23 protein-coding genes are annotated in these 25124 nt (G+C 70.9%); 10 read left to right on the top strand and 13 right to left on the bottom strand.

Features of this window, described 5'->3' with window-relative positions:
- Positions 1-38: 38 nt before the first annotated feature.
- A complete protein-coding gene (locus tag ABGA98_RS12605) occupies positions 39-1478 on the bottom strand; it encodes an ATP-binding protein (RefSeq protein WP_347618423.1) in 1440 nt (479 codons plus the stop codon).
- Positions 1479-1541: 63 nt separating this feature from the next.
- Between ABGA98_RS12605 and sppA the strand changes: the two genes are divergently transcribed.
- On the top strand, positions 1542-3260 hold the full coding sequence (gene sppA / locus ABGA98_RS12600) for a signal peptide peptidase SppA (protein ID WP_347618422.1): 1719 nt from the start codon (positions 1542-1544) through the stop codon (positions 3258-3260).
- Between the two features lie 97 nt (positions 3261-3357).
- Here the strand turns inward: sppA and ABGA98_RS12595 are convergent, their stop codons facing one another.
- Genes ABGA98_RS12595 through ABGA98_RS12575 form a run of 5 tightly spaced genes read right to left on the bottom strand, consistent with a single transcriptional unit; the run spans position 3358 to position 7259 of the window.
- Positions 3358-3840 (bottom strand): flavin reductase family protein, encoded by a 483-nt coding sequence (locus ABGA98_RS12595; protein WP_347618421.1) that lies wholly within the window; start codon positions 3838-3840, stop codon positions 3358-3360.
- 40 nt (positions 3841-3880) lie between these two features.
- Entirely contained in the window at positions 3881-4801 is a 921-nt protein-coding gene (locus ABGA98_RS12590; RefSeq protein WP_347618420.1) for an ABC transporter substrate-binding protein, read from the bottom strand.
- Between the two features lie 37 nt (positions 4802-4838).
- Positions 4839-5531 (bottom strand): ABC transporter permease, encoded by a 693-nt coding sequence (locus tag ABGA98_RS12585; RefSeq protein ID WP_347618419.1) that lies wholly within the window; start codon positions 5529-5531, stop codon positions 4839-4841.
- On the bottom strand, positions 5528-6208 hold the full coding sequence (locus ABGA98_RS12580) for an ABC transporter permease subunit (RefSeq protein ID WP_347618418.1): 681 nt from the start codon (positions 6206-6208) through the stop codon (positions 5528-5530). Before ABGA98_RS12580 ends, ABGA98_RS12585 begins: the two co-directional genes overlap by 4 nt.
- Positions 6201-7259, bottom strand: a complete 1059-nt coding sequence (locus tag ABGA98_RS12575; RefSeq protein WP_347618417.1) for an ABC transporter ATP-binding protein — start codon at positions 7257-7259, stop codon at positions 6201-6203. Before ABGA98_RS12575 ends, ABGA98_RS12580 begins: the two co-directional genes overlap by 8 nt.
- Positions 7260-7525: 266 nt before the next feature.
- Between ABGA98_RS12575 and ABGA98_RS12570 the strand changes: the two genes are divergently transcribed.
- A complete protein-coding gene (locus ABGA98_RS12570) occupies positions 7526-8998 on the top strand; it encodes a sigma factor-like helix-turn-helix DNA-binding protein (protein ID WP_347618416.1) in 1473 nt (490 codons plus the stop codon).
- Between the two features lie 27 nt (positions 8999-9025).
- On the opposite strand, the gene ABGA98_RS12565 is transcribed toward ABGA98_RS12570, so the two are convergent.
- The 5 genes from ABGA98_RS12565 to ABGA98_RS12545 are packed head-to-tail and all read right to left on the bottom strand — an operon-like array spanning position 9026 to position 13725.
- A complete protein-coding gene (locus tag ABGA98_RS12565; RefSeq protein WP_347618415.1) occupies positions 9026-10192 on the bottom strand; it encodes a lipid-transfer protein in 1167 nt (388 codons plus the stop codon).
- Positions 10193-10209: 17 nt separating this feature from the next.
- Complete coding sequence (locus tag ABGA98_RS12560) at positions 10210-10626, bottom strand: MaoC/PaaZ C-terminal domain-containing protein (RefSeq protein ID WP_347618414.1); 417 nt, start codon at positions 10624-10626, stop codon at positions 10210-10212.
- On the bottom strand, positions 10623-11519 hold the full coding sequence (locus ABGA98_RS12555) for a bifunctional MaoC family dehydratase N-terminal/OB-fold nucleic acid binding domain-containing protein (RefSeq protein ID WP_347618413.1): 897 nt from the start codon (positions 11517-11519) through the stop codon (positions 10623-10625). Before ABGA98_RS12555 ends, ABGA98_RS12560 begins: the two co-directional genes overlap by 4 nt.
- Before the next feature lie 32 nt (positions 11520-11551).
- Positions 11552-12706, bottom strand: a complete 1155-nt coding sequence (locus ABGA98_RS12550) for an acyl-CoA dehydrogenase family protein (RefSeq protein WP_347618412.1) — start codon at positions 12704-12706, stop codon at positions 11552-11554.
- Positions 12706-13725 carry an acyl-CoA dehydrogenase family protein gene (locus ABGA98_RS12545; RefSeq protein ID WP_347618411.1) on the bottom strand — a complete coding sequence of 340 codons (1020 nt, stop codon included), beginning with the start codon at positions 13723-13725 and terminating at the stop codon, positions 12706-12708. Before ABGA98_RS12545 ends, ABGA98_RS12550 begins: the two co-directional genes overlap by 1 nt.
- Before the next feature lie 596 nt (positions 13726-14321).
- On the opposite strand from ABGA98_RS12545, the gene ABGA98_RS12540 reads away from it, so the two are divergent.
- The 5 genes from ABGA98_RS12540 to ABGA98_RS12520 all read left to right on the top strand — a co-directional run bounded on the left by ABGA98_RS12540 (position 14322) and on the right by ABGA98_RS12520 (position 19136).
- The gene (locus tag ABGA98_RS12540) at positions 14322-14984 is read left to right on the top strand and encodes a TetR family transcriptional regulator (protein WP_347618410.1); all 663 of its coding nucleotides are present in this window, start codon (positions 14322-14324) and stop codon (positions 14982-14984) included.
- A gap of 224 nt (positions 14985-15208) precedes the next feature.
- A complete protein-coding gene (locus ABGA98_RS12535) occupies positions 15209-16204 on the top strand; it encodes a sigma-70 family RNA polymerase sigma factor (RefSeq protein ID WP_347618409.1) in 996 nt (331 codons plus the stop codon).
- Between the two features lie 43 nt (positions 16205-16247).
- A complete protein-coding gene (locus ABGA98_RS12530; RefSeq protein ID WP_347618408.1) occupies positions 16248-17363 on the top strand; it encodes a steroid 3-ketoacyl-CoA thiolase in 1116 nt (371 codons plus the stop codon).
- Between the two features lie 44 nt (positions 17364-17407).
- Positions 17408-18430 carry an MBL fold metallo-hydrolase gene (locus ABGA98_RS12525; protein ID WP_347618407.1) on the top strand — a complete coding sequence of 341 codons (1023 nt, stop codon included), beginning with the start codon at positions 17408-17410 and terminating at the stop codon, positions 18428-18430.
- Positions 18431-18455: 25 nt separating this feature from the next.
- Positions 18456-19136, top strand: a complete 681-nt coding sequence (locus ABGA98_RS12520; RefSeq protein ID WP_347618406.1) for a FadR/GntR family transcriptional regulator — start codon at positions 18456-18458, stop codon at positions 19134-19136.
- A 31-nt stretch (positions 19137-19167) separates the two neighbouring features.
- Here ABGA98_RS12520 and ABGA98_RS12515 read toward each other — a convergent pair whose 3' ends face one another.
- Entirely contained in the window at positions 19168-20664 is a 1497-nt protein-coding gene (locus tag ABGA98_RS12515; RefSeq protein ID WP_347618405.1) for an alpha-N-arabinofuranosidase, read from the bottom strand.
- Positions 20665-20745: 81 nt separating this feature from the next.
- On the opposite strand from ABGA98_RS12515, the gene ABGA98_RS12510 reads away from it, so the two are divergent.
- From ABGA98_RS12510 to ABGA98_RS12500, 3 genes are all read left to right on the top strand, one after another.
- Positions 20746-21762 (top strand): LacI family DNA-binding transcriptional regulator, encoded by a 1017-nt coding sequence (locus ABGA98_RS12510; RefSeq protein WP_347618404.1) that lies wholly within the window; start codon positions 20746-20748, stop codon positions 21760-21762.
- A 9-nt stretch (positions 21763-21771) separates the two neighbouring features.
- Positions 21772-22719 (top strand): DNA polymerase ligase N-terminal domain-containing protein, encoded by a 948-nt coding sequence (locus tag ABGA98_RS12505; RefSeq protein ID WP_347618403.1) that lies wholly within the window; start codon positions 21772-21774, stop codon positions 22717-22719.
- Positions 22720-22928: 209 nt separating this feature from the next.
- Positions 22929-24185 carry an ATP-binding protein gene (locus tag ABGA98_RS12500; protein WP_347618402.1) on the top strand — a complete coding sequence of 419 codons (1257 nt, stop codon included), beginning with the start codon at positions 22929-22931 and terminating at the stop codon, positions 24183-24185.
- Positions 24186-24195: 10 nt separating this feature from the next.
- Here the strand turns inward: ABGA98_RS12500 and ABGA98_RS12495 are convergent, their stop codons facing one another.
- Positions 24196-25122, bottom strand: a complete 927-nt coding sequence (locus ABGA98_RS12495) for an aldo/keto reductase (RefSeq protein WP_347618401.1) — start codon at positions 25120-25122, stop codon at positions 24196-24198.
- Positions 25123-25124 lie beyond the last annotated feature (2 nt).

Genomic DNA, 25124 nt, shown 5'->3' with positions numbered 1-25124 from the left:
CATGCGTTCAGGTCGAAGCTATCGCGGTAACCGGGTGCTCACGCGTACAGGTCGTCGAGAGCGACCCGGCGGACGTCTCCCGGCATGCCTTCCTGGAAGCCCGCGCCGCCGTAGCAGGTCAGCACCGTCCCGCTGGTGTCGTATCCCTTGACCGCCAGCAGGTCCCTGGCGCGCCGCAGCCGCTCCACGTGGCTCGTGGTCATGACCTTGTCCCACTTCGCCTCCCCCAGGGAGAGCACGCGGCGCGGCCGCCCATGCTCCTCCTGGGCGAGAACCGCCACGTCCACCTCAATCTGCGTGCGATTGTGCGGGTCCGCCACGGTTCCGGCGGCCACCCTGCCGGGAAGCTCGCCGAACATCTCCCCATCCGAGAGCATCGTCCACTCGCGGCAGATGGCTTCGAAGTGCGGGCCCACCACCTGTGACAGGAAGGTGGCACGGGAGTTGCGCCAAGCGGCCTCAGGCTGGCCGCGCTCCAGCCGGTCCCATTCGCGCCGCATCACTGCCTCATAGAAGACGATCAAAGGTTCGCAGATGCGATAGAGGGATCTGCCTTTCCTGAACGCGTCCGCCTCACGAGCGATCAGTTGTGAATCTTCCAAGACCGATAGCGGGTGCCCGATATCCGGGGATTTCCGGCCTATGTGGGAGGCGATGCCACCACGCGTGGCGTTCCCCGAGGCAATGGCCCCCAGCACCGCGTGATAGATGGCCGTGTCACGGATATCCGACTCCTCCGCCAGCAGGTAGCGCGCCTCGCGGTACAGCGGGATCTGCGCGTTGAGCACCGTACGCCCCACCCAGTCGTCGAAGTCCTCCATCGACTCGGGGGCGTCACCGGCCACGAACTCCCGCCGGTACGCGGGAGTGCCGCCCACGATCGAGTGCACCAGCACCGCGAGTCGCGGGTCGTCGATCCCCCAGAACCTGGCGGCGGCCCGGTAGTCCAGCGGCTTGACCACGAGTTCGAGGCTCGCCCGTCCGCGCAAAGGCGCGTTGCCCGCCAAGAGGCGGCCCATCACACCCAGCGCCGAGCCGCACAGCAGCAGCCGCGCCTTTCCCCGCCGCGCGTATCCCCGGGGATCAAGGGCGTGCTGGATCAGTGAGGGCAGGGAGGGGGAGGCCTTGCTCAGATAGGGGAACTCGTCGATCACCACGAGCCCGTCAGGAACGACGGCGAACAGCCGCTCGAGCGCCTCGTCCCAGTCGGCGAACGCGTATCGCCCGCCTCCGGTCTGCGCTGCCAGAGCCCGGCCGAAGCGAGTCAGCGCCTCGGTCTCCGTCTCGTCCGTGGCCGCGAAGAAGAATCCGCCGACCTCCCGGATCAGGGCGTCGAGCAGATAGGTCTTGCCCTGGCGACGCCTCCCGCTCACGATGCCGAGCCGCACGTCGGGACTGGGAGAGGTGGCGAATCTGACCAGGCCGGCCCATTCGCGCTCGCGGTCGAAGACCTGGGCGGGCTTCGGGATCGTCTGCATCGTAGAAGTGTACAGCTAAGGTGTATAGACCTTAGCTGTGTACTCCTAAGCGCATTTCGAATCGTGTCGCTTAGGGTGGCTGTCATGGACGCAGGCAAGGCGATCTTCGAAACCGTCGACAAGCTTCGCCAGCGGCGCACCGCCCCGCTGGTGCTGGAGCTCGACCTCACCGAGGGCCTCACCGACGGCCCGCCGTCGGATCCGCTCGCCGCGGTGTTGTCGATGCGCAAACCGCGCCTGTCCGACGTCCTGTCGGGGCTGCGGCGGGCCAGGCAGGACCCCAGGGTCAGAGGGCTGGTCGTCAAGGTCGGGGGCACCCCGATGGGCCTGGCCATGGTGCAGGAGCTGCGCCGGGCGGTGACCCACTTCCGCGCCTCGGGCAAGCCGGCCGTCGCGTTCGCGGAGACGTTCGGCGAGTTCGGCGGGGGCACCGTGCCCTACTACCTGGCCACCGCCTTCGAGCGCGTCTACCTGCAGCCGAGCGGCGACGTCGGGCTGACCGGCGTGGCGGTCGAGCAGCGCTTCGTCAAGGGGACGCTGGCCAAGCTGGGCGTCGGCTACGAAGTGGGCCAGCGGCACGAGTACAAAACCGCCGCCAACACCTTCACCCAGGACCACATGACCGAAGCCCACCGCGAGTCCATCGGCCGCATCGTGGAGTCGGTCACCGAGAGCCTGGTCGCGGGCATCGCCGAGGGGCGCAGGCTCGACCCCGCCAAGGTGCGCGAGCTGATCGACCGGGGCCCGTTCACCGCCGCCGAGGCGCTGGAGGCGGGGCTGGTCGACCAGCTGGCCTACCGCGACGAGGTCTACGACGAGGTCAAGCGCTCCGCGGGGGCCGAGGCGCACCTGCTGTACGTCTCCCGCTACGCCAGGAGCGCGGCCGTGCGCAAGCTGCCGCAGCCGATGGCCGACGCGGTCGCGCTCGTCCACGGCCACGGCATGATCAGGTCCGGCCGCAGCGGGCGCAGCCCGGTGGGCGGGGGCGGGGCGATGGGCTCCGACACGATCAGCGCCGCGTTCCGGGCGGCCCGGCGCGACGAGCACGTCAAGGCCGTCGTGTTCCGGGTCGACAGCCCGGGCGGCTCCTACGTCGCCAGCGACACGGTGTGGCGCGAGGTGACGCTGACGCGCGAGGTCAAGCCGGTGATCGTGTCGATGGGCGACGTGGCCGCCTCCGGCGGCTACTTCGTGTCGATGGGCGCCGACGTGATCGTGGCGCAGCCGGGCACGCTGACGGGCTCGATCGGGGTCTACGGCGGCAAGGCCGTCCTCGCCGAGCTGTTCGAGAAGATCGGGATGAACACCGAGCTCGTGGGCAGCGGGGCCAACGCCGGGATGTTCGCCACGTCCCGCGGGTTCTCCCCCGAGCAGTGGGAGCGGATCAACGCCTGGCTCGACCGGATCTACGACGACTTCGTGAGCAAGGTGGCCGCGAGCCGCGACCTCACCCGCGACCGCGCTCACGAACTGGCCAGGGGCCGGGTGTGGACCGGCGCCGACGCGCAGGCGAGCGGGCTGGTCGACGAGCTGGGCGGGCTGGAGGACGCGCTGGCCCTGGCGCGCAGGCGGGCCGGGCTGGCCGACGACGCACCGGTGCGCGCCTACCCCCGGCTCAACCCGCTGGAGCGCCTGCGCGGCCCCGACTCGAGCGAGGACAAGTCGGCCGCGCTGGCCAGGATCCGCATGGACGCCTGGGGTCCGCTGGCCCGGCTGTCGGCCGAGCTCGGCCTGCCCGCCGCGGGTCCGCTCATCCTGCCCGCGTGGTACACGATCCGCTGATCCCGGTTGACGCAGAACCCGCCGGGGTGACATCCGCCGTCACGCGCCCGTGGCGCGGCAGCGGCCGCGGAGCCGTCGGGTGACGTGACGCCCGCGGTCACGCGCCTGTCGGGCGATAGCGGCCGCGGAGTCGTACGAGGGGTTGGAGCTCGGGCTCGACGTAGTCGATCGCGAGGACGGTGGCGATGTAGAGGGTGTGGTCGCCGGCCGGCACCACCTTGGTGGTCTCGGCCTCCAGCGCGGCCACCCCGCCCTCCACCACCAGCGCCTGCGTGTGCGGCCCCCGGTGGTGCGGTGTGCCGGCCACCAGCAGGCGGGCGCTGGGCCGCCCGGCGGTGGCGAACCGGCTGGCGATGGCCGCCTGACCCGACGACAGCAGTGAGGCCGCCCAGCGGTCCTGGCGCAGCAGCACCTCGTTCAGGTAGCCGCGGCTGCCCAGGCTCACCAGGATGAGCGGCGGCTCCATCGAGACGGACATCAGCGCCGAGATCGTGGCGCCCAGGTCGTCGCGCCCGTCGCGTACGGTCACCACCGCCACGCCGGCCGCGAGTTGCGCCATCGCCTCCGTGAACTCGCTCACCGCGAGGGCCTCCGGCTTCGTGGGGCCCTCGCGGCGGGCGTCAGGCGAGGCCGTTGGAGGTCAGCCATTCCTCGGCCACCATGGCGGGCTCGTCCTTGTTGACGGAGATCTTCTGCATCATCTCCAGCAACGACTGCGTGGTCAGCTTGGCGGAGATGCCGTTGAGGGTCGTGCGGATCGTGTCGGAGGCGGACGCCTTGTGGAGCAGCGGCGTCACGTTCTGGGCCGGGAAGATGTTCTTGGTGTCCTGGAGCGGCACCAGGTTGTTGGCGGCGATCTTCGGGTCGGTGCTGAAGACGTTGCCGACCTGGATCGTGCCGTCCTTCAGCGCGTCGGCCGTGGTGGGCCCGGTGGGCTTCCACTCCTTGAACTCGACCCCGTAGACGTCCTTGAACCGCTTCTCCCACCGCTTCTTGAACTCGGGCGGGCCGCCGACGATCATGCTCTTGGAGGCCTTGGCGAGGTCTTCCATGGTGGTGAGCGACTGCTTCGTCTGGGTGTCCTTGGTGACGGACAGGGTGTCCTTGTCCTCGGCGGGCGAGGAGTCGAGCACCTCCAGCTCGGCCGGCAGCTTCTCCTTCAACGCGGTGTTGACCTCGTCGGTGGTGGCGGCCGTGGTGGCCTGGTCGATGAAGGCGAGCAGATTGCCGTTGTATTCCGGCACGATGGTCAGGCCGCCGCTCTTGACCTGGTCGTAGACCGCCTCGCGGCTGCCGATGCGCGGCTTCTCCTCGACCTGCACACCCTTGGCCTCGAGGGCCTGGGCGTAGATCGAGGCGAGCAGCACGCTCTCGTCGAAGTCGAACGATCCGATGACGGCCTTGCCCCCGCCCGAGGCCGAACCGCTGGGGGCCGCGCTCGTGGTGTCGAGCGGGTTGCCCGTGCTGCCGCCGCCACCGCAGGCGGCCAGCGTGAGGACCGCTGACACGAGCACCGCCGCGGTGCCGAACATGCGTCTCATGGTGTTTCCCTTCTCAAGCGGGAGGTAATACAGGAGGCTATCGAACATTCACTCGCCGGCTCACCCCCGGCGAGACCGTCACCCTCTGCGCGAGCGCGAACAGGAGCTGCACCACGAGCGCGAACAGCACAATGAGTACAGAACCCCCGACGACGCTCGCGTAATCCTTCGTCGCGAAACCGTCGATCACGTAGCGTCCGAGGCCGCCGAGCCCGGTGTAGGCCGCGACCGTCGTGGTGGCCACGACCTGGATCGCCGACAGCCGGCAGCCCAGCAGGATCAGCGGCAGCGCGACCGGCACCAGCACCCGGCCGAGCACCTGCCCGCCGCGCAGGCCCATCCCGTACGCCGCGTCGCGCAGCTCGGGATCGACCCCTTTGATGCCCTCGAAGGTGTTGACCAGGATCGGCGGCACCGACAACAACACCAGCGGAATGATCACCGGCCAGATCGAGGCCGTGCCCAGCAGCAGCACGAACATCACCAGCAGCCCCAGCGTGGGCAGCGCCCTGGCCAGGTTCGCGGAGACGACGACCAGCACCTCTCCCCGGCCCGTGTGCCCGATCCCCAGCCCCAGCGGCACGGCCACCAGCACGGCCAGCAGCAGCGCCAGCGCCGAGAACTCGAGGTGCTCCAGCAGCCGTACGGGGATCCCGCCGGGACCCGACCAGTTGGCGCCGTTGCCGAAGAACTCGGCCATCCAGACGAAGAACGAGGTCAGCCAGTTCACGACGCCGCCCCCTTCCGCACGCGTACCCAGGGGGTGAGCACCCGCTGCGCCAGGACCAGCAGACCGTCGGCGATCAGTGCCAGCAGCACGATCAGCACGATGCCGACGATCACCGGCGGCATGAACGGGTTCTGGTACGCCCGGGTGAACAGCCCGCCGAGGCCACCCTGACCGATCAGCGCGCCCACGCTGACCAGGCTGATGCTGGAGACCGCGACCACCCGCAGGCCTGCCAGCACCACGGGCACCGCGATCGGCAGCTCCACCGCCAGCAGCCGGCGCAGCGGCGAGAAGCCCATCGCGACCGCCGACTGGCGCACGTGGTCGGGCACCGAGTCCAGCCCGCCGACCACGGCCGGAAGCAGCACGGCCACGCCGTAGAAGGCGAGCGGGATGATCACTGTCGTCTGCGACAGCCCGGTCACCGAGATCAGCAACATGAAGACGGGCAGCGAAGGCAGCGCGTAGATGACGTTCATCAGGCCGGAGGCGGGCTGGTAGAGCCAGCGCCAGCGCACGCAGGCCAGGCCCAGCGGCAGTGCCACGATCAGCGCGAAAAGGATCGGTACGAGCGACATGGTCAGGTGGTCGATGAGCAGGTCCTTGATGCTGCCCACCCGGCCGGTGTCCCAGTTGCGCCCGATCCATTCCCAGAGGGAGGGGGGACCGTCACCCATCTGCGGCCTCCGCCAGCGCCTCGTCGAGCGCCTCCCTGGTGGCCACGCCGACGACCCTGCCCTCGTCGTCCACGGCCACCGAGCAGCCGGACGGCGACAGCAGCGCCGCGTCGAGCGCCGAGCGCATCGAGTCGCGGCCGTACAGGAACGTCCCGAACGGCTCCAGCTCGTCGGGGCGCGCCCCGGAGACCCAGCCGACCGGCCCGCCCTGCTCGTCGACGACCAGCCGCCACGGCTCCTGCGACGAGCCGCCGCCGTCCTGCCGGACCGTCAGGTCGGTACGCAGGCGCAGCCCCTCCGTCGAGATGAACTGCAGCCGCCTAATCCCCCTGTCGTGCCCGAGGAACTCGCGGACGAAGTCGTCGGCCGGCTCCGACAGCAGCGTCTTGGGCGCGGCCAGCTGCGCCAGCCGGCCGCCGACGCGCAGCACCGCCACCCGGTCGCCGAGCTTGATGGCCTCGTCGATGTCGTGCGTGACGAACACGATGGTCTTGTTCAGCTCGTCCTGCAGCCTGAGCAGTTCTTCCTGCAGGGTCGTGCGCACCACGGGGTCGACCGCGCTGAACGGCTCGTCCATGAGCAGCACGGGCGGGTCGGCGGCCAGCGCCCTGGCCACGCCCACGCGCTGCTGCTGCCCGCCCGAGAGCTGGAACGGGTAGCGGCCGGCCAGCGCCGGGTCGAGCCCGACGCGTTCGAGCAGCTCCATGGCCCTGTCGCGGGCCTTCTTCCGGTCCCAGCCGAGGAGGTAGGGGACGGTGGCGATGTTGTCGACGATCTTCCGGTGCGGGAACAGGCCGGCCTGCTGGATGACGTACCCGATGCCGCGACGCAGGGTCGGCGGGTCGATGCTCTGTACCGGCACGCCGTCGAGGAGGATCTGTCCCTCCGAGGCGTCGACCATGCGGTTGATCATCCGGAGTGAGGTCGTCTTGCCGCAGCCCGAGGGCCCGACGAGCACGGTGATCTCGCCGGTGGGAGCCTCCATCGTGAGGTCGTCCACGGCGACCGTTCCGTCCGGGAAACGTTTGGTGACAGCGTCGAATGTGATCACGCGCGAACTCTCGCTCCGTGGGCTTCTGGCAGGGGTCGCAGCCCCCTGCCACGACCGCCGCATGATCTCTTGAACCCACACACTACGGCGGTCCGGACCGCTCTGTCCCCATCGGGGCGGGCTTAAGCGTTTCACTGAGCAGGGATATTTACCCGAAATCTGCATCTGGTAGTGCGCCGGACCATCCAGGTTGGCATGATTACCACAACAATCTCCTGACGCGCACCCTCACCCTCAGCGTCGGCCCACATCAAGAGGATCGGCCCGTGTCCCAGCCGCTCACCGATCAGCGCCCCCGCGCCGAACTGATCGCAGAGCTCTACGACCGTCATGCCGCCGGGCTGTTCGCGTACTGCGCTGACCAGCTCGGCGACCTCGGCTCAGCGTCCGATGTCCTGGTGGCCGTGCTGACCGGGGTTCCGGTCGCCCAGCCGCCCCGCGCAGCCCTCTATGCGTTCGCCCGCCGCGAGATCCACCGGCGGGACATCGTCTACTCGCCGCCCGCCGTCGACCCGCTCATCGACCCGGCCACCGCCCTCGTCGAGCGCGTCCTGCGCGAGCTGCGGCCCCACCAGCGCGAGGTGCTGGTGTTGTCCGCGGTGTGCGGGCTGAGCAGGGCCGAGCTCGCGTGGGTGCTGGACATCGCACCCGACACCGCCGACGAGCTCACGATGGCGGCCGCGAACCGGTTCAGGGAGTCGCTCGGCACGGCACTGGCGGCGACCGGGATCCGCGTGCCCAAGCCGGTGGCGGACGTCTACGGCGCGCTGCACGTGGCGCCGCTGCACGACGTGCTCGGCCGCCTGCCGTGGCCGCAGCCGCCCGGCGCGCTGCGCATCCACTTCGCGGGCTCCCGTTCCGCGGCTCCTGGGCCGCTGTTCGTGAAGCCGCGCTGGCCCAGCCCGCCGAGGTGGCCGCAGCCACTGGCCGAGGCGGACCCCGCCACCAGCACGGTGATCTTCCCCGCCGAGCTGCTGACGCCGCCCCCGCCGGCGCAGGTGCCGGAGCACGACGCGACCACCGCCCCGATGCCCAAGTTCCGCGAGTCCACCGACGATCATCATCGGCTGCGCGACCCGCTGGGCTCCATCAGGCCGCTCAGGGATCCGCTCGGCGGCCCCTGGCCGTCCTCCTCGCAGGCGGGGGAACGACCGTTCTTCATGGCCGCTCCCGATCCCGGCGGTCCCGGGCCGTTCGCGACGGGCGACGTGATCCTGCCCAAGGACGCGCCCGACCCGTACATGACCGGGGACGTCCTCGTCCACAAGGGGCCGGCCCGCGCGGTCCCGCCGCCGCCGCGGGGGGAGGACGAGGTGCGGGAGGCCGCGCCACTGTTCCGGCCGCGTACCAGGACCGGCGGGAAGGCCGCCGCGGGACCGGCCGCCGCGCCCGCACCCGCCGTGCCCACCCCGTCCACCACGCCCGCCACACCGTCCGAGCCGGTCTATCGGCTGCCTGACCTGCAGAAGGACCCTCTGAGCAAGGAGGCTCCCGCCGGCGAGCCGTCCGCGTTCGAGCCGTCCGCGTCCGAGCCGTCCGCTCGTGAGACGTCCGTGCTGGCGCCGCGTCCGGTGCGGGCCAGGCCCGCGCCGAAACGACGTCCGGCGCCGGTCGGGCCGCAGAAGGCGCGGCGCCGCAGGGATCGCCACTACGACTGGGCCTGGGAATTGGTCGGGTTCCTGATGTGCGTGGCGATCGCGATGATCGTCTTCTTCTCCATGCCGATCTTCAACGGCTGAGGCCCGCCGGCCACCCGGGCCGGCGGGTCAGCCCGCGGACAGGATGAGGCCGCTGGTGGGCACGCCAGTTCCCGCCGTGACCAGGACGTTCGTGACGCCGGTGAGCTGGTTGGCGGCGGTGCCCCTGATCTGGCGCACCGCCTCCGCGATGCCGTTCATGCCGTGGATGTACGCCTCCCCGAGCTGCCCGCCGTGCGGGTTGACCGGCAGGCGGCCGTCCAGCTCGATGCCTCCGTCCTTGACGAACTCCGGCGCCTCGCCGCGACCGCAGAAGCCGAGCTCCTCCAGCTGGGTGAGCACGAACGGGGTGAAGTGGTCGTACAGGATGGCGGTCTGGATGTCCTGGGGCGTCAGGCCGGACTGTTCCCAGAGTTGCCGGGCGACGACCGACATCTCGGGAAGGCCGGTCATGTCGTCCCGGTAGTAGCTCGTCATCATCATCTGGTCCGCGCCCGCCCCCTGGGCCGCCGCGGTGATGACCGCCGGGGAGCGGCGCAGGTCGCGGGCGTGCTCCGCGCCGGTCACGACGAGCGCCACCGCGCCGTCGCTCTCCTGGCAGCAGTCGAGCAGGTGCAGCGGCTCGACGATCCACCTCGACGCCTGGTGCTCCTCCAGCGTGATGGGCCGCTGGTAGAACCAGGCGGCCGGGTTGGTGGCCGCGTGCCTGCGCATGGCCACCGCCACCCGGCCGAAGTCCTCGGAGGTCGCGCCGTGCACGTGCAGGTAACGCTGCGCGAACATGGCCACCCACGCCGCCGGCGTCATCAGCCCGAACGGCACGTGCCAGCTCATCTCCAGCCCCTGCGAGGTGGGTTCGCCGCCCAACCCGGCCTTCGGCTGGCCGAAGCGGCGTCCCGAACGTTCGTTGAAGGCGCGGTAGCACACCACCGTACGGGCCAGGCCCGTCGCCACGGCCATGGCGGCCTGCGCCACGGTCCCGCAGGCCGCGCCGCCTCCGTAGTCGACGCGGGAGAAGAACGTCAGCTCGCCGATGCCGGTCTCCCTGGCGACTGCGATCTCCTGGTTGGCGTCCTGGGTGAAGGTCACCAGTCCGTCCACGTCGCCGGGGGACAGCCCGGCGTCGTCCAGCGCCGACAGCACGGCCTCGGCGGCGAGCCGCAGCTCCGACCGTCCTGACTTCTTGCTGAACTCGGTGGCGCCGATGCCCGCGATGGCGGCGCTCGTTCGCGACAACGCCTGCTCCTTCTGGTTCATCCGGCTGGGGGAAGGGTCAGGGAGACGGTGGCGGTGGCGTGGACGCCCAGGCTCACCCTGCCGCGCACCTCGACCGTGACGTGGCCGCCCTCGCGCGACACGACCGTCCCGGTGAAGCTCAGGCGGTCGCCCGCGTACGCGGGGACGCCGAGCTTGACGTCGATGGCCCTGATGACGGCCTCGGGGCCCGCCCAGTCGGTGACGTACCGTTCGACCAGGCCCATGGTGGTCAAAATGTTGAGGAAGATGTCCTTAGCGCCCTGGGCGCGGGCCCGCTCCCGGTCGTGGTGCACCGGGGTGAAGTCCATGGTGGCCAGGGCGGTCGAGACGACCACGGTGGGCGTGAGGTCGATCGACGACTCCGGCAGCTCGGAGCCGGCCTCGACCTCGTCCGCTGTCAGCGTTCGCGTCACGGCTCCTCCGGGGCCCACATCGGAAGGACGAGCCGGTCGTCCATCGGCCGGTACGTCACGCGCAGCCCCATGCCGATCTCCACCTGCCCGGCCGGGCAGTCCACGACGTTGCCGACGATCCGTACACCCTCCGGCAGCTCCACCACGCCCACCACGAACGGGGTCTCGCGGCCGGGCACCGGCGGATGGTGGTGGACGACGTAGCTGTAGAGGGTCCCGCGGCCGCTCGCGACCGTGTAGGTGAGGCGGGAGGAGCGGCAGCGGGGGCACAGGGCGCCCGGCGGGTGGCGTAACCGCCCGCAGTCGGCGCAGGTCTGGATGCGTAACTCGCCGCTCTTCGCGCCCTCCCAGAAGAACGCCGTGTCCTGGTTGGTCGCCGGCTGGAGCGGGTACGGCGGCCGCTCCTCGCGGGCGCCTTCCCGCGGCCGGAACTTGAGCACGCGGAAGAGCATCTCCGCCACCGGCTCGTCGCCGTCGCCGTACCAGGTGACGTTCCAGGTGGCGAAGTAGCCCACGCCGAGGGCGGTCCGTTTGGGGCCCGCCAGGTCCGTGAACCTGGTGGCGGGCGTCAGCCGTTCCCCCAGGCGCGCGTAGCGGTGGTAGGTCTGCTCGCAGTTCGTCGCCACCACGCCCGTGTAGCCGCCGGCGTCGAGCGCGGCCAGCAGGTCGTCCACCGGCGAGCGGTCCTTGGCCCGCGCGGCCTGCATGGTCCACACCTGCGCCATCGCGGGCGGGGCCAGGCCCTTGTCCAGGTAGGCCGGGTTGGCGTCGCCCATGGCGGCCAGCCAGTGCCGGATCATGGGTTCGTTCACGGGGTCGGGAGCCGGGGCGCCGCGCACCTCGCCCAGCGCCGCCTGCTTGCCCGCGAGCTCGTGCAGCTCGTCCTCGCTCATCGCGGGAGCGCGGGTCCCGGGTCTCTGGCCGCTCATCGCGGGGGCCTCGGCAGGCCCAGGCCGAGCATCGCGATCAGCTCCCGCTGCACCTCGTTCACCCCGCCGCCGAACGTCAGCACCACCGCGCCCTTGACCCCGTGGTCCACGCGTTCGAGCAGCTCGGCCGTCTCCGGGTCGGACGGGTCGCCGTACCTGGCCAGGGTGTCGCCGACGATCCTGCCCGCCTCCTGCATCCGCTCCGAGCCGTAGATCTTGGTGGCCGACGCGTCGGGAGCCCCCAGCCAGCCGAGGTCCATGTTCGCCGCGACCTGCCAGTTGAGCAGCTCGTTGGTGCGGAACGCCGCCCACACCCTGGCCAGCGCGCGCCGTACGTCCGGATGGTCGGCCAGGCCCGTACGGCGGGCCCAGGCGAGGAAACGGTCGTAGGTCTGGCCGAGGTTCCCCGCGGGGCCCAGGGTGACGCGTTCGTGGTTGAGCTGGTTGACGATCAGGTCCCAGCCCCGGTCCACCTCGCCGACCACCATGTTCACGGGGACCCGCACGTCGGAGTAGTAGGTGGCGTTGGTGTGGTGGCGGCCGTCCATGGTGACGATCGGCGTCCACGAGAAGCCGGGGTCGTCCGTGGCGACGATCATCATGGTGATGCCCTTGTGCTTTCTGGCCTCGGGATTCGTACGGGCCGCGAGCCAGATGTACTGCGCGTAGTGCGCTCCGCTGGTGAAGATCTTCTGCCCGTTGACGACGTAGTGGTCGCCGTCGAGCACCGCCGTGGTCCGCAGGGAGGCCAGGTCGGTGCCCGCCTCCGGCTCGCTGTAACCGATGGCGAAGTGGCACTCGCCGGCGAGGATCCGCGGCAGGAAGAAGTCCTTCTGCTCCCGCGTCCCGTACTGCATGAGCGTGGGCCCGACCGTCTGCACCGTGATGATCGGGTACGGCACGCCGGCGCGGGCGATCTCGTTGGCGAAGATCTGCTGCTCCAGAGGGCCGTAACCGCCGCCGCCGTACTCCTTGGGCCAGCCCAGGCCGAGCTTGCCGTCGCGGCCGAGGCGGCGGCAGTGCTCCATGTACGTCTCGCCGAACGGGTCCCCGGCGATCTTCCTGCGGTCATCGGCGGTCAGGCAACCCTGGAAGTACTCGCGCAACTCGTCCCGGAGCGCGCGCTGCTCAGGAGTGAGGTCGATCAGCATCAGACGAGCGCTCCGATCAGGTCGAGCTGGGCGTCGGCGCCGCCGAGCAGGTGGGACAGGTGCTTGGCCTGCGCGAAGTAGCGGTGCAGCGGGTAGGTCACGTCGAGGCCCAGCCCGCCGTGCAGGTGCTGGCAGGTGTGGAGCGCCTTGACGGCCTCACCGACGTGGTACGCGGCCAGCGCCAGGTCCTGGTCGGCCGGCAGCCCCTCCCCCAGCCGCCAGGCCGCCGACCACACGGCCACGTCGAGCGCTCTTCCCGCGATGTAGACGTCGGCGATCTGCATGGTCACCGCCTGGAACTCGGCCAGCGCCCGGCCGAACTGCCGGCGCGTCCTGACGTACGAGGTGGTCAGCTCCAGCGCCCCCGCGAGGACGCCGGCGGCCTGGGCGGCGGCCGCTGCCATGAACAGCCGCCTGGTCCCGTCCACCGCCTCCGGCCCGCTCACCCGCTCGGCCGGGGTCCGGTCGAGCACGAGGGTGGCCGCGGGCTCGCCGGTGGAGGCGAACTCGGGGATCACCTCCATCCCGCGCACCCCGCCCCCGGACACCCCGCCGGAGGGACCCTCGACCAGGAACAGCCCTTCGTCGGCGGCGACCAGCACCGCCGCACCGGGATGGGGCACCGACACCTTCCGCCCCGTCAGCTCCCACCCGCCATCGCCCGCACCGGACGCCCGGCGCGCGGCCGCCACGGGCGGATCGGTCAGGGCGCGGCCGGGCTCGCGGAGCGCCACGGTGGCCCGGGTGACGCGACGCTGCTGGTCAGGGCTGCCATAGCGGGCCAGGGCCAGCGTGCTCACCAACGTGGCGAGCGCGGGGACAGGCGCCGCCCGCGCCCCCACCTCGCGCAGCAGCACGGCCATCTCCACCGGCCCGAGCCCGGCCCCGCCCGCCGCCTCGGGGACGCACACGCCCATGAGCCCGGCCTCCCAGAGCCGGTCCTCGTCCCCTTCCCTGGCCAGGACCTCGGCCGCCAGTTTCTTCAGATCCTGCTGGGTCTCGTCCAAGTTGAAATCCATCACCGCTCCAAGAGGTGGTGCCTGCCGTGCCGTACGAACTCCTCCTCGATCCCCTTGACGTCCGCGTCGGTCAGCGGCCGGAACCCGGTGGGGGTGCGGAGCCAGACCGGGCCGGCGGCTCGCCAGGCCTCGCGGGCGAGGATCCGCTTGATGACCTTGTGCGACGGCGTCTGGGGTAGGTGATCAGAAAGACGGATATAGCGGGGTAAGGATTTGGCGCCCAGGTCGCGGCGCGACGCAAGGAAGGCCAGGAACGCCGCCGCAACGCCAGCGCCGCCCCCGACGCCACGGCTGGGGCGTAGGCGGCCTCAGGGCGCCGGAAGGGCAGGGGCAGGGTCGCGATGCCGAGCCCCGGCCGGTCGTCGTCGGCCCGGGCGAGAAGCAGGGACGCGAGCATGTCCGCGATCATCGCTCCTCCAGCAAGCGCTAGGTAAGACGAATCGCAAACTAGAACAGATTCTAATGTCTGTCCAGTAGCCACCGATCCCAATAAGTCGGGATATACGCCTGTAACCCCATAGACATGGGGCTATACGGCAAGTTTGTAACCCGCGAGTAACAAGCCGCGCCATCGAGAGATCAGATAACGTGTTCTCATGCGTACCACGCACGCGACGCCCTCCGCGCCCTCCGGCGACACCGACGGGCCCGTCGACGGGCCCGTCGACAGCCTCCCCGCCCCCGGCGGGCACAGCGTCCGTAGCCGCAGCCAGCACCAGCGCCGCAAGCGCATCGTCCAGGCCGCGGCGGCGCTGGCCTCGCGCGGCGGGGTCGAGGCCATGCAGATGCGCACGGTGGCCGAGCGCGCGGGCGTGGCGCTCGGCACGCTCTACCGCTACTTCCCGTCCAAGATGGATCTCGTCGTGGCGGTGGTCGGCGAGGAGATCGACCTGCTGGAGAGCAGCATCGAGCGGCGTCCGCCCGGCGCCGCCACCCCGGCGAGCCGCGCGGTCGACGTGCTGATGCGGGCGACCCGCGGCCTCATGCGCGAGCCCGAGCTGGCCGACGCGCTCATCCGTTCCCTCATCATGGCCGAGGTGCAGACCCCGTTCGGCGACCGGATGACGGGGCTGCTGCTGCGCGTCTCGGCCGACGGCCTGGCGATCGAGGACGCCCGCGAGGAGCAGCTCGACCTCGCTGGGTCGCTGGCGAGCGTGTGGGTGCAGGAGTTGCTGGAGATGCTGCGCGGGCGGCGCACGTACGACCAGATCCAGCGCCGCATCGAGACCGCCGCCACCAGACTGCTCGCCGACATCTGAGATCCTTTACGGCTCCGCCGTGGCCGGCCACCCGCCGTCGCCGGCCGGCCGCCCTCCAGGAAACGCCCGCTGACCCTTCAGTGGCGCGCCACCGTTACGGAGCGCGCCCTGGGCCCGCCGAACGGTCGTGGTTTCCCTGCCGATTCATGATTGTTCCACCCGGTTCGACCGGCCGAAGGTAAAGAAATCGCCGTTATGTCAGTGGCGCCGTTTATACAGGGGGTATGACCGACAAGCCGACGAACGAAGACTTCCTTCGGCAGGCTGATCCGATGCGGCGCGAGCTGCTGGCGCACTGCTACCGGATGATGGGCTCGGTGCACGACGCCGAGGACCTCGTCCAGGAGACGTACTTCCGCGCGTGGCGCGCCTACGACGGCTTCGAGGGCCGCTCCTCGCTGCGTACGTGGCTCTATCGCATCGCCACCACCACCTGCCTGACCGCGCTGGAGAGCCGCGGCAGGCGGCCGCTGCCCACGGGCCTCGGGGCGCCGAGCACGGAGGCCACCGCGCCTCTGGTGCAGGACCACGAGGTGCCGTGGCTGGAGCCCGTGCCCGACGCGCTGGCGGGCGCGGGCGCCGACGACCCGGCCGCGATCGTGACCTCGCGCGAGAGCATCAGGCTCGCCCTGATCGCCGCGCTGCAGCACCTGCCGCCCCGGCAGCGCGCGGTGGTGATCCTGCGCGACGTGCTGCGGTGGAAGGCGGCCGAGGTGGCCGAGGCTGTCGGCGTCTCCACCGCGGCCGTCAACAGCCTCCACCAGCGGGCCCGTGCCCAGCTCAAGGAGGTGTCGCCGACCATGGACGACCCGGTCGAGCCGCTGACGCCGGAGCAGCGTGACCAGCTCGACCGCTACGTCGCGGCGTTCGAGAGCTACGACATCGACAGCCTGGTCCACCTGTTCACCGAGGACGCGATCTGGGAGATGCCGCCGTTCGTGGGGTGGTACCAAGGGCCGCGGACGATCGTCGAGCTCGTCAAGGGGCGCTGCCCGGCGGAGAAGGCGGGCGACCTGCGGCTGGTGCCGATCGCGGCCAACGGCCAGCCGGCCTACGCGCTCTACCACCTCGAGGGCGGCGTCCACCAGCGGTTCGCGCTGATGGTGATGACGTTCTCCGGAGAGCACATCAGCCACGTCGGGATGTTCTTCGAGAAGCGCCTGTTCGACACGTTCGGCCTGCCGGAGACTTTGCCGGCCGAGGCTTCCGCGACAAAGTAGAACGCGTTACTGTCGCCTCCAGAGCATCGTTCTGGAGGCGACAGTGGGCACACCTGTGATCGTCGAGGCCGTCCGCACTCCCATCGGCAAGCGGGCGGGCTGGCTCGCCGATCTCAAACCGCAACAGGTTCTGGCCACGGCGCTGAACGGGCTGGTGCAGCGCTCCGGGCTTGAGCCGGCCGCCGTCGACCAGGTGTTCGCCGGTTGCGTGACGCAGGCGGGCGAGCAGGGCGGGCACGTCGGCCGGCACGCGTGGCTCTACGCCGGGCTGCCCTACCAGACGGGCGTCACCACGATCGACGCGCAGTGCGGGTCGTCGCAGCAGGCGGTGCACCTGGCGGCGGCCCTGATCAGCGCGGGCGTGATCGAGGCCGGCATCGGGTGCGGGATCGAGGTGATGAGCCGGGCGCCGCTGGGCAGCAACGTACGCCCCGCCAGCCCGCGCCCCGACGACTGGGCCATCGACCTGCCCGACCAGTTCACGGCGGCCGAGCGGATCGCGCGGCGGCGCGGGCTGACGCGCGAGCGGCTCGACTGGTTCGGGGCACGCTCGCAGCGGCTGGCGGCCAAGGCGTGGAGCGACGGGCGGTTCGAGCGGGAGATCGTGCCCGTCGGCGAGGTGCGCAAGGACCAGGGGTTGCGCGAGACCACCGCGGAGAGCCTGGCCGGGCTCAGGCCGGTGGCGGAGGGCGCGCTGCACACGGCGGGCACCTCCTCCCAGATCTCCGACGGAGCGGCGGCCGTGCTGGTGATGAACGAGGGGGCGGCGCGCCGGCACGGGCTGCGGCCCCGGGCGCGCATCCTGGCGCAGGCCCTCGTCGGCGCGGAGCCCTACTACCACCTGGACGGGCCCGTGGACGCGACGGCGAAGGCGCTCGCCGCGGCCGGCATGACGATCGGCGACATCGACAGGTTCGAGGTGAACGAGGCGTTCGCGTCGGTGGTGCTGTCATGGGCGAGCGTGCACGAGCCCGACCTGGACCGGGTCAATCCGAACGGCGGCGCGATCGCGCTCGGCCACCCGGTGGGCGCCACGGGAGCGCGGCTGATCACCACGGCCCTGCACGAGCTGGAACGGTCGGACTCGGCGACCGCGCTGGTGACGATGTGCGCGGGTGGGGCGCTGGCCACGGCGACGATCCTGGAGCGCATCGGCTGATCCTTCAGCACACTTGTCACACAGGGAAACACGATCGGGGGCGTATGAAGACCGGACGCAGGCCGTACATCGAGCAACGTCCGCAGGACCTCGGCGGCGGGGTGTGGAGCGTGCCGGTGCCGATCCCCGGCAACCCGCTCGGCTACACGCTCGTCTACGCCGTCGAGTCACCCGCGGGGCCGGTGCTGGTCGACGCCGGGTGGAACCACCCGGAGGCGTGGGAGGCGCTGAGCGGCGGCCTGGCCGCGCTCGGCATGGACGTGGCCTCCGTGCGCGGGGTGGTCGTCACCCATTTCCACCCCGACCACGCCGGGCTCGCCGGGCAGGTCAGGGAGGCGTCCGGTGCCTGGATCGCCATGCACGAGGACGACGCGGCGCTGGTCAGACTCATGATCGAGTACGCGGGTGACGCGCACGACGCGTTCCAGTCCGACATGCTCAGGCGGGCGGGGGCCGATCCCGGCGAGGCGCGCGAGGCGATGGGCGGCCGTCCCGCGCCGCCGGCGCCGCCCGATCGCGAGCTGCGCGACGGCGACCTGGTGGACCTGCCGGGGCGCCGGCTGCGGGCCGTGCACACGCCCGGCCACACTCCCGGCCACATCTGCCTGCACCTGGAGGACGCCGATCGGCTCTTCACCGGTGACCACGTCCTTCCCGGCATCACCCCGCACGTCGGCATCTATCCCTACGACCGGGACGACGTCGATCCGCTCGCTGATTTCCTGCAATCATTGGACCGGGTGGCCGGGTTCGGGCCGCTGGACGCACTGCCGGCACATGAATGGACATTTCCGGATGTGGCCGCGCGGGCGGCCGAGATCCGCGACCATCACGAGGAGAAGCTCCAACGGCTGCGCGCCCTCCTGGCCGAGCGGCCGGAGCCGCTGACCATCTGGGAGGTCGCCGCGATGATGACCTGGAACAGGCCATGGGAAGAGCTGTCCCCCATGCTGAGAGGCATGGCGGCCGGCGAGGCCGCGGCCCACCTGCGCGCCCTGGAGGTGCAGGGCCACGTGCGCCGCCACGCCGGTGTCGAGCCGATCCGCTTCCAGGCCCTAGACTCCTAGACATCCGATGTCTAGGGAGAGAAGCGTGGCGGTCACCGACGCGGCCATCGACAAGATCAAGCAGATGATCGTCACCGGCGAGCTCGCCCCCGGCGACCGGCTGCCCAAGGAGGCCGACCTCGCCGAACGGCTCGGCCTGTCACGCAACTCGCTGCGCGAGGCCGTGCGCGCGCTGTCGCTGATCAACGTGCTCGACGTGCGCCAGGGCGACGGCACCTACGTCACCAGCCTGGAGCCGCGCCTGCTGCTCGACACCATGTCGTTCGTGCTCGACCTGCACCGCGACGACACGGTGCTGCAGTTCTTCGAGGTCCGCCGCATCCTCGAGCCGGCCGCCACGGCGATGGCGACCGAGCTGATGACCGACCAGGACATCGCCGAGCTGCGCGAGATCCTCGACGCGCTGCCCGCCGAACCCACGGTCGAGGAGCTGGTGGCCAACGACCTGACGTTCCACCAGCGCATCGCCAGAGGGTCGGGCAACAGTGTGCTGTGCTCGTTCATCGAGAGCCTGTCAGGTCCGACCACCCGGGCGCGGATCTGGCGCGGGCTCACGCAGGAGGGCGCGATGGAGAAGACCAGGGAACAGCACACCGCGATCTACGACGCCATCGCCGCCCGCCGGCCCGACGTCGCCCGCTCCTGGGCCACCGTGCACGTGGCCGGGGTGGAGTCGTGGCTGCGCCGGGCCCTGGAGCTCGACTGATCGCCGGGCGGCACGCCGCCGCTTCCCGGCGCTAGGAGAGCCGCGCCTTCAGGACGTTGAAGGACACCGGCGGCAGGACCGCGGTGAGCCGGTCGCCGTCGATCGCCGCTCCGTCGATGGCCCTCGGCTCGACCCGGTGCGGGTCCCTCTCGGTGTTGCGCGCGCCCGTGTCGTCGTCGGCGACCGTGACGTGCGCGAGGTCCGACGCCTGCGGCAGGCCGCGCAGGTCGATCTCCACCGGCAGCGGCCGGTCGCCGCGGTTGACCGCGAAGACGGCGAGCCGGTCGTCGTCCAGCGTCGCCGCGGTGGCCAGCACGGGCACCTCTCCATACCGCTCGGTCGGCATGACCGGCGCCGTGGCCTGCACGCGCAGGATGCGGCCGCGGGCATGGGCGGCGGTCAGCGCGAACGGGTGGAAGATCGTCTGACGCCAGGCGGGCCCGCCCGGCTCGGTGCGGATGGGGGCGATCACGTTGGCGAGCTGGGCCTGGCAGGCGATGCCGACCCGGTCGGCGTGGTTGAGCAGGGTGATGAGCAGGCTGCCGACGACGGCCGCGCCGGCCACGTCGTACTGCTCCTCGATGATGCGCGGCGCGTGCTCCCAGTCCAGGCTGCTCTCGCCGCCGAACAGGCTCTGCGACCAGACGTTCCACTCGTCGAAGGAGACCTTGAGCCGCTTGCGGCTGCCGAGCTTGGCGGCCACGTGGTCGGCGGTGGCGATCACGCCCTCGATCTGCTGCTCCATCTCCACGGCCGAGGCCAGGAAGTCGGCCCGGCTGCCGCCCACCGGGTCGTAGTAGGAGTGCGCGGAGATGTAGTCGACCTGGTCGTAGCAGTGCTCCAGCACCGTGGCCTCCCACGAGCCGAACGTCGCGATCCGCATGTTCGAGCTGCCGCAGGCGACGAGTTCCAGGCCGGGGTCCACCCGGCGCATGGCCTTGGCCGCCTCGAACGCGAGCCTGCCGTACTCGTCGGCGGTCTTGCCCCCGATCTGCCAGGGCCCGTCCATCTCGTTGCCCAGGCACCAGACCCTGATGCCGTACGGCTCCGGCACGCCGTGCTTGATCCGCAGGTCGGACCACCGCGTGCCGCCGGGGAAGTTGGCGTACTCGACGAGGTCGCGCGCCTCCCGGACGCCCCTGGTGCCCAGGTTGACCGCCATCACCGGCTCGGCGTCCACCTCGCGCATCCAGGTCATGAACTCGTCCAGCCCGAAGGCGTTCGTCTCGATCTGCCGCCAGGCCAGGTCGAGCCTGGTGGGCCGCTCGGAGGCGGGCCCGACGCCGTCCTCCCATTCGTAGTTGGAGACGAAGTTGCCGCCCGGGTAGCGCACGGTGGTGACGCCCATCTCCCTGGTCAGCTCGATGACGTCGCGGCGCAGCCCGTCGTCGCCCGCCCGCGGGTGCCCGGGCTCGAACACGCCCGTGTACACGCAGCGCCCCATGTGCTCGACGAACGAGCCGAACAGTCGCCTTTCGACCGGGCCGACCTCGAACGCCGGGTCCAGGGTGAGCTTGGCGGATTCCATGGGCAGTCCTCCTTCTCGGGGCTCTGCCCATCTATACATCGTTGTATTCAACGTTGTAAACAGGTTTTACACTTACACGTCATGGAGAAACCCCGCGTCGGTCTCAAGGACGTGGCCAGGCTGGCCGGAGTCTCGGTGAAGACCGTCTCGAACGTCGTCAACGGCTACGTGCACGTCACTTCCGCCACCAGGAGCCGGGTCGAGGCGGCCATCAAAGAGCTCAACTACCGTCCCAACCTGTCGGCCAGGAACCTGCGGCAGGGCCGCACCGGGATCATCGCGCTGGCCGTGCCCGAGCTGGACATTCCCTACTTCGCGGAGCTGGCCAGGTTCGTGGTGACCACGGCGGAGGAACACGGGCTGACCGTGCTGATCGACCAGACGGGCGCCTCCCGCGAGCGCGAGCAGCTCGTCGCCGAGGGGTTCCGCGCCCACCTGATCGACGGCCTGATCTTCAGCCCGCTCGCGCTGACGCCCGAGGACCTGGCCGCCCGCATGGACGACACGCCCATGGTCCTGCTGGGCGAGCGCGTCTACGACGGGCCCGCCGACCACGTCGTGGTGGACAACGTGGCGGCGGCCAAGGAGGCCACCCTTCACCTGGCCGCGACCGGCAGGCGGCGCATCGCGGCGATCGGCGCCCAGGACGACGCCGCGGCGGAGACGTCACGGCTGCGGCTGGCGGGCTATTTCGAGGCACTCGCCGAAGCCGGCCTGCCCGCCGACGACCGGCTCGTCCAGCACGTCGAGACCTACCACCGCGCCGACGGCGCGCGCGCGATGGCCCGGCTGCTCGACTCGGGCCAGGCGCCCGACGCGGTCTTCTGCTTCAACGACCTGCTGGCCCTCGGCGCCCTGCGCACGCTGCTGGAGCGCGGCCACGCCGTGCCCGGCGAGGTGGCGCTGGCGGGCTTCGACGACATCGAGGACGGCAGGTACGCCACCCCGACCATCACCACGATCTCCCCCGACAAACAGGCGATCGCCCGCCAGGCGGTCGATCTGCTGGCCGCCCGCATGACCAAGGGGTCGCAGGCCGAGGCTAGGGAGGTCCGGGTGGCGTACGAGCTGATGATCAGAGAGAGCACGGGCGGGTAGGACCCTGCTGTGTCCGACAAACTCGCGAGATATCGGAGCAAGCGCGACGACAAACGCACCCCCGAGCCCATCCCCGCCGAACCCCCGGCCCCCGGAGACGACCGGGCGTTCGTCATCCAGGAGCACCACGCGCGGTCGCTCCACTGGGACCTGCGGCTGGAACGCGACGGCGTGCTGGTCTCCTGGGCCGTACCCAAGGGACTGCCCGCCGACCCCGCCACCAACCACCTGGCCGTGCACACCGAGGACCACCCGATGGAATACCTCACCTTCCACGGCGAGATCCCCAAGGGCGAGTACGGCGGCGGCACCATGACCATCTGGGACACCGGCACGTACGACACGGAGAAGTGGTCGGAGCGCGAGGTCAAGGTCGTCCTGCACGGCACGCGGGCCTCCGGCCGGTTCGTGCTGTTCCGGACCCGGGGCGACAACTGGATGATCCACCGCATGGACCCCCCGGTCCGCGACCCGTTCCCCGACGTCGAGCCCATGCTGCCCACCGAACGCGCCACACCGCCGCGCGACGCCTCCGCCTACGCCTACGAGTTCGCGTGGGGCGGGCGCCGGCTCCTGGTGCCCGTCGAGGGCGGCCGCACCACGGCATCCCGCGAGCACCCGTGGCTGCGCGAACTGGCGGAGTCGTTCGGCAGCCGCACGGCCCTGCTCGACGGCGAGCTCGCCACCCTCGGGGGCGCCGAGATCCTGGTCTTCTACGACCTCCTCTACGACGACGGGCAGTCGCTGATGGACCAGCCCTACACGGCCCGCAGGACCGCGCTGGAAGCACTCGATGTCGCGGGCGCCCACTGGCAGACCGCGCCGTCCTGGCCGGGCGAGGCGGGGCCGGTGCGGCAGACGGCCCGCGAACAGGGGTTGCCGGGGGTGGTGGCCAAGCGTCTGGACGCGCCGTACGAACCGGGGCCGTCCGAGTCGTGGCTGTTCATCCCCTCCTGACCATCCGATCCACCGCCGCCGGCATGGCCGCGGCGCCCACGTCCGTGGCGACCGATCCACCACGAGGAGCGCGTCCAAACCACCACGAGGACGGCGACCAATCCACCACGAGGCCAGCGCCCTATTCACCATAGAGATAGCGACCAAACCACCATGAGGCTCGCGACCAAACCACCACTGATGGCCCGCTCACGTGCCATGCTGAAGCCATGGTGAATACTCCTCTCGGCCGGGTGGTGTCCCGTCATGCCGAAGCAGCCGTGGCGGAAGCCCTGGCGGACACCCGTGTGGTCCTGATCAACGGTGCGCGCCAGTCCGGGAAGAGCACACTGGTGAAACAGGTCGCCAAAGGACCATCGGCGGAGTGGCGAGATCTGGATCGAGAGTTCGTGCGCCAGGCGGCGGTCAGCGATCCGGAGGGTTTCGTCGACTTCCCGGGGCTGATGGTCATCGATGAGGTTCAACGCGTGCCGCACCTGCTGCTGTCCATCAAGGCGCAGGTCGACGCCGATCCCAGACCCGGCCGCTACTTGCTGACGGGCTCCGCTCGCGTACTCGGCCTGCGGACGTTGCCGGACACCCTTGTGGGGCGCATGGAGACCATCGAACTCTGGCCTTTCTCACAGGGGGAGATCGACGGCACTCCTGACCGCTTCATCGACGCGGTCTTCGCACAAGGCACCGACCTGCGTCACACGTCCGAGGTCACGCGCGCGGACTATGCGGACCGCATCGTTCGAGGAGGCTTCCCCGAAGCGGTCACCCGCACGAACGTCCGGAGGCGGCAACGCTTCTTCGATTCCTACGTAGGAGATCTGGTCGCCCGTGACGTGAGTGAGCTTTCGGAAATCGAGCGGGTGCCCGACATGCATGCGCTGATTCGCCTGCTCGCCGCACGATCCGGGCAGTTGCTCGCACGTCGGTCGGTCGGCGGCGAGCTGGGATTGCCCGCGAGCACGGCATCCAGATACCTCAGCCTGCTCGAAGAGGTCTATTTGATCAAACGTGTTCCCGCCTGGTCCCGCAATCTCAGCAGCCGCGCCGTCCACGCGTCGAAGATCGCTTTCGTGGACTCCGGCATCGCGACGAACCTGCTCGGCATCGACGCACGCGGGCTCGTTCGTCCTAGCGGCCTTTTCGGCCCGTTGCTCAAGGGATTCGTTCTGATGGAGCTGGCACGCCAGCTGACGTGGTCGGACACCCCAGCCGACCTCTACCACTACCGGACCAAGGACGGAGTCGAAGTGGACGCCGTGCTGGAGAACCGGCGTGGTGAGGCGGTGGGCATCGAGGTCAAGGCCGCCTCGACCGTCCGGGCCGACGACTTCAGGGGGCTGCGGCACCTCGCCGATCGGCTCGGCGGCGACCTGATCGCGGGGATCGTCCTGCACACCGGCACCCAGACGCTGTCCTTCGGTGACCGGATGCGCGCGATCCCCGTGAGCGCCCTGTGGGAGGCCGGGTGAGCGGCCGGGGTCAGCCCGGCAGCAGCCCTTCCGCCTTGAGCTCGTCCCAGAGCATGCCGGGGACCGGCCGGGACCACAGGGCGGCGTTCGTGTGGACCTCTTCGGGGGCGCGGGCGCCCACGACGATCGACGCGACGGCCGGATGGCGCAGCGGGAAGGCCATGGCCGCCTGGGGCAGCGTGACGCCGTGCCGCTCGCAGACGGCGGCGATGCTCCTGGCCCGCGCCACCAGTTCGGCCGGCGCCGGCCGGTAGTCGTAGGTGCCCGACGGCTCGTGCGTCGCCAGGATGCCGCTGTTGAACACCCCGGCTGCCAGCACTCTGACGCCGCGCTCGACGCACTCCTCCAGGAGCGGCAGGCCCGACTGGTCGAGCAGGGTGTAGCGGCCCGCGAGCATGACGACGTCGATGCCGGTCTCCCTGACGAAGCGCAGCGGCGCCTGCCACTGGTTCATCCCGACGCCGATCGCCTTCACCACGCCCTGGTCGCGCAGCTCGGCCAGCGCCGGGTACGCCTGCGCGATCGCCTGGTCGACGTGGTCGTCCGGGTCGTGGATGAACACGATGTCGACGGCCGGCAGCCCGAGGCGGTCAAGAGACTCCTCCAGCGACCTGCGTACGCCGTCGCCCGAGAAGTCCCACACCCGCTCGATCGCGGCCGGCACGTCGAAGCCCTCGCCGTCACGTACGTCCCCGGACGACGCGGGCACCAGCAGGCGGCCGACCTTCGTGGAGAGCACGTAGCCCGAGCGTCCGGCCAGCGCCGCGCCCATGCGGCGCTCCGACAGGCCGAGCCCGTAGTGGGGCGCGGTGTCGAACAGGCGCACGCCCTGATCCCACGCGGCGCCCACCGTGGCGCGGGCCTGCTCGTCCGCGACCGACTCGTAGAGGTTGCCCAGGGGCGCCCCGCCGAGCCCGTGGCGCGGCAGCTCCATCATGT

This window comes from Nonomuraea sp. B1E8 (genome assembly GCF_039871515.1).
GTDB lineage: Bacteria > Actinomycetota > Actinomycetes > Streptosporangiales > Streptosporangiaceae > Nonomuraea.
This window is presented reverse-complemented; position numbering and strand designations above follow the sequence as displayed.

Bases quoted from the DNA above. Each gene is read 5' to 3' on its own strand.
- ABGA98_RS12605 (WP_347618423.1), bottom strand. From the start codon at position 1,478: ATGCAGACGATCCCGAAGCCCGCCCAGGTCTTCGACCGCGAGCGCGAA.
- ABGA98_RS12590 (WP_347618420.1), bottom strand. From the start codon at position 4,801: ATGAGACGCATGTTCGGCACCGCGGCGGTGCTCGTGTCAGCGGTCCTC.
- ABGA98_RS12580 (WP_347618418.1), bottom strand. From the start codon at position 6,208: ATGGGTGACGGTCCCCCCTCCCTCTGGGAATGGATCGGGCGCAACTGG.
- ABGA98_RS12555 (WP_347618413.1), bottom strand. From the start codon at position 11,519: ATGAGCGAGGACGAGCTGCACGAGCTCGCGGGCAAGCAGGCGGCGCTG.
- ABGA98_RS12550 (WP_347618412.1), bottom strand. From the start codon at position 12,706: ATGCTGATCGACCTCACTCCTGAGCAGCGCGCGCTCCGGGACGAGTTG.
- ABGA98_RS12545 (WP_347618411.1), bottom strand. From the start codon at position 13,725: ATGGATTTCAACTTGGACGAGACCCAGCAGGATCTGAAGAAACTGGCG.
- ABGA98_RS12540 (WP_347618410.1), top strand. From the start codon at position 14,322: ATGCGTACCACGCACGCGACGCCCTCCGCGCCCTCCGGCGACACCGAC.
- ABGA98_RS12535 (WP_347618409.1), top strand. From the start codon at position 15,209: ATGACCGACAAGCCGACGAACGAAGACTTCCTTCGGCAGGCTGATCCG.
- ABGA98_RS12525 (WP_347618407.1), top strand. From the start codon at position 17,408: ATGAAGACCGGACGCAGGCCGTACATCGAGCAACGTCCGCAGGACCTC.
- ABGA98_RS12515 (WP_347618405.1), bottom strand. From the start codon at position 20,664: ATGGAATCCGCCAAGCTCACCCTGGACCCGGCGTTCGAGGTCGGCCCG.
- ABGA98_RS12510 (WP_347618404.1), top strand. From the start codon at position 20,746: ATGGAGAAACCCCGCGTCGGTCTCAAGGACGTGGCCAGGCTGGCCGGA.
- ABGA98_RS12500 (WP_347618402.1), top strand. From the start codon at position 22,929: ATGGTGAATACTCCTCTCGGCCGGGTGGTGTCCCGTCATGCCGAAGCA.
- ABGA98_RS12495 (WP_347618401.1), bottom strand. From the start codon at position 25,122: ATGATGGAGCTGCCGCGCCACGGGCTCGGCGGGGCGCCCCTGGGCAAC.